We start from the raw sequence: 3,091 nt of genomic DNA on the forward strand, positions 1-3,091 counted from the left end.
GTATCGTTCCGGCGGAGGCCGCCTGCCGTTGAGTGGATGATGCGCTCATAAATGCGCTTGTAAGAGCGACGCTATGAGCGGGTGTGTGGATGGAGATCATCACGGGAGTTGAGCGCCGGCGTCGCTGGCGTGATGAGGACAAGCTACGGATTGTGGCGGAAGCGGAAGCGGCTGGTGCGGTGTTTGCGGAAGTTGCGCGGCGGCATGACATATCGCGTGGCCAGCTGTGGAGCTGGCGCCGACTGGTGCGTACTGGCGAATTGGGGTTGGTTTCGACGCCTGCGGAATTCCTGCCGGTTCATGTGGCGCCGGAGCCGTCTGCTGCCGTGATGATTGCAGGGGCTGAAGATACGGCCCCAGCGTCTTTGGTGACGCCGCGCAGCCGGGGCCGGATCGAGGTTCGCCTGGCGGGCGGTGCACACGTGGTGATCGAGGGGATGGTGGCGCCATCGGTGGTCACGGCGACACTGAAGGCGCTGGGATGATCCCTGTTGGAGCGCGTGTGTGGATTGCGCTGGGCCATACGGACATGCGCCGCGGCATGCAGGGTCTGGCGCTATTGGTCGAGCACGGGCTGAAGCGGGATCCACACGGCGGGGATCTGTTCGTATTCCGTGGCAGGTCGGGCTCGCTGGTGAAGATCATCTGGCATGACGGTGTGGGGATGTCGCTATATTCGAAGCGACTGGAGAAGGGGTATTTCCCGTGGCCGTCGGCGAAGGACGGGGTGGTTTCGTTGACGAGTTCGCAGCTGGCCTGCCTGCTGGAGGGCATTGACTGGCGCAATCCGCGCTATTCATGGCGGCCGGCGCGTGCGGGGTAGAGGCCGGAATTTTTATCGGCTGACGGGCATCTTGTCGCTTCAAATGCCGGAATTTCTGTGATTCTCTCGGGGGTGTGGAAACCTCCGGAACCACTCTTCCGAACGACGTCGAGGCGCTGAAAGCGCTGGTTTTGGCTTGCTCTGAGCAAGCTCGGGCGGCCATTTGCAGGGCCGACGAGGCCGAGGCCCGACTGGCCGATGCGCGTGCCCGGGAGAGTGCGACCGAGGCGTTGATCGCGCATCTGAAGTTGCAGATTGCCCGTCTGCGGCGCGAGCAATTTGGCGCCAGCGCCGAGCGCAGCCGTCGTCTGCTCGATCAGCTGGAGCTGCAGCTCGAGGATCTTGAGGCCGATGCCAGTGAAGATGGTCTGGCTGCCGAAGCCGCCGCGGCAAAGACGACGCGCGTTGGTGGTTTCGAGCGCAAGCGCCCGGCCAGAAAGCCCTTTCCCGAACACCTGCCGCGCGAGCGTGTGGTGATCGAGCGCCCTTGTGCCTGCCCTGCCTGTGGCAGCACCAGGCTGTCGAAGCTGGGCGAGGACATCACCGAGACGCTGGAGGTGATCCCGCGGCAGTGGAAGGTGATCCAGACGGTGCGGGAGAGATTCACCTGCCGGGCCTGCGAGGCGGTCGCGCAGCCGCCGGCACCGTTCCATGTCGTTCCTCGCGGGTGGGCGGGGGCGAGCTTCCTCGCGATGCTTTTGTTCGAGAAGTATGGTCAGCACCAGCCGCTCAACCGCCAGGCCGAACGCTTTGCCCGCGAGGGCGTGCCACTCAGCGTCTCCACACTCGCCGATCAGGTCGGGGCGGCATGTCATGCGCTGATGCCGCTCTACCGGCTGATCGAAGCCCATGTTCATGATGCCGCGCGCCTGCATGGCGACGACACCACGGTGCCGGTCATGGCGCGTGGCAAGACCGATACGGCGCGTCTGTGGGTCTATGTGCGGGACGATCGACCCTTCGGCGGTTCTGATCCCCCGGCGGCACTGTTCCATTATTCGCGGGACCGGCGCGGCGAGCATCCACAGGCCCATCTTGCCGGCTGGTCGGGTATCCTGCAGGCCGATGCCTATGGCGGTTATGGCGAACTATACAAGGATGACCGCACACCTGCGCCGGTGCGGGAGGCCGGCTGCCATGCTCATGCCCGACGGAAATTCTTTGAACTGGCCGATATCGCCGCGGCGGCGCGCAGGAAGAGCCGTGGGGGGCAAGCCGCCACGGTCTATCCGATCGCCATCGAGGCCGTGCGGCGGCTCGACGCCCTGTTCGAAGTCGAGCGCACCATCAACGGCAAATCGGCCGCCGAGCGGCTGGCTGTGCGGCGGGAACGCAGTGCGCCGCTGGTTGCCGAGCTCCATGCCTGGCTGAATGGTCAGGTCGCCAGGCTGTCGCGCCACCATGATCTTGCCAAGGCGATCAACTACATGCTCCGCCGCTGGGACGCCTTCACCCGCTTCCTCGAGGATGGCCGGGTCTGCCTGACCAACAACGCCGCCGAACGCGCCCTGCGTTGCGTGCCGCTCGGCCGCAAGGCATGGCTGTTCTGCGGCTCGGATCGCGGCGGTGAACGGGCCGCCATCCTCTACACCCTGATCCAGACCGCCCGCCTCAATAACGTCGATCCGCAAGCCTGGCTCGCCGACGTGCTCGCCAGGATCAACAATCAGCCCGTCAGCCGCCTCAACGACTTGTTGCCATGGCACTGCGCCGGCAAAATCCCGCCACGTGCAACGCAAGAGGTTGGGCGTGTCTGAAGAGGCCGTGCTTCGGGAGAAGCTTCGTAAGATCGAGGCATTGTTCGCCGGAGCGGGAACGGTCGGCGAACGCGTAGCGGCCGAGGCCGCACTCGGGCGCGTTCAGGCCCGGCTGGCGGAACTTCAGGGCCGGGACAAAACAATCGAAATGCAGTTTTCTCTGCGCGACCAATGGTCTCGCCGATTGTTCCTCGCGTTGTGCCGGCGCTATGGCCTGAAGCCATACCGCCTTTATCGGCAACGCCTGACCACCGTCATGCTGCGGGTGCCGCAGGCTTTTGTCGATCAAGTGCTATGGCCAGAATTCCAGGAACTCAATGGTGCGTTGGTGCAATACCTGAACGACGTCACAGATCGCGTCATCCGTGAAGAGGTTCATCGAGACACAAGTGAGGCAACCGAGATCGTCCACGCCCTGCCTTCAAAATAATCAGACAGAACCAACCGCCACATCCCCGCCAGCCCAAAAGCCAATAGAATAAAAGACCCGCGGCTTTCACCGGATGCTTAC

General features: G+C 64.0%; 4 protein-coding genes. All 4 read left to right on the forward strand.

Annotated features, from left to right (window positions below):
- Positions 1-89 precede the first annotated feature (89 nt).
- On the forward strand, positions 90-485 hold the full coding sequence (tnpA, locus tag APM_RS13715) for an IS66-like element accessory protein TnpA (protein WP_050807195.1): 396 nt from the start codon (positions 90-92) through the stop codon (positions 483-485).
- Positions 482-823, forward strand: a complete 342-nt coding sequence (tnpB, locus tag APM_RS13720; RefSeq protein ID WP_039888840.1) for an IS66 family insertion sequence element accessory protein TnpB — start codon at positions 482-484, stop codon at positions 821-823. The genes tnpA and tnpB overlap by 4 nt, the downstream gene beginning before the upstream one ends.
- 74 nt (positions 824-897) lie before the next feature.
- Positions 898-2,580, forward strand: a complete 1,683-nt coding sequence (gene tnpC / locus APM_RS13725) for an IS66 family transposase (RefSeq protein ID WP_007423965.1) — start codon at positions 898-900, stop codon at positions 2,578-2,580.
- Positions 2,573-3,010 carry a hypothetical protein gene (locus tag APM_RS13730; RefSeq protein ID WP_007423966.1) on the forward strand — a complete coding sequence of 146 codons (438 nt, stop codon included), beginning with the start codon at positions 2,573-2,575 and terminating at the stop codon, positions 3,008-3,010. Before tnpC ends, APM_RS13730 begins: the two co-directional genes overlap by 8 nt.
- Positions 3,011-3,091 lie beyond the last annotated feature (81 nt).

Source organism: Acidiphilium sp. PM, from assembly GCF_000219295.1.
GTDB lineage: Bacteria > Pseudomonadota > Alphaproteobacteria > Acetobacterales > Acetobacteraceae > Acidiphilium > Acidiphilium multivorum.

What these genes read in the sequence shown, in the direction of transcription:
- tnpB (WP_039888840.1), top strand. Translation starts at nt 482, where the DNA reads ATGATCCCTGTTGGAGCGCGTGTGTGGATTGCGCTGGGCCATACGGAC.
- tnpA (WP_050807195.1), top strand. Translation starts at nt 90, where the DNA reads ATGGAGATCATCACGGGAGTTGAGCGCCGGCGTCGCTGGCGTGATGAG.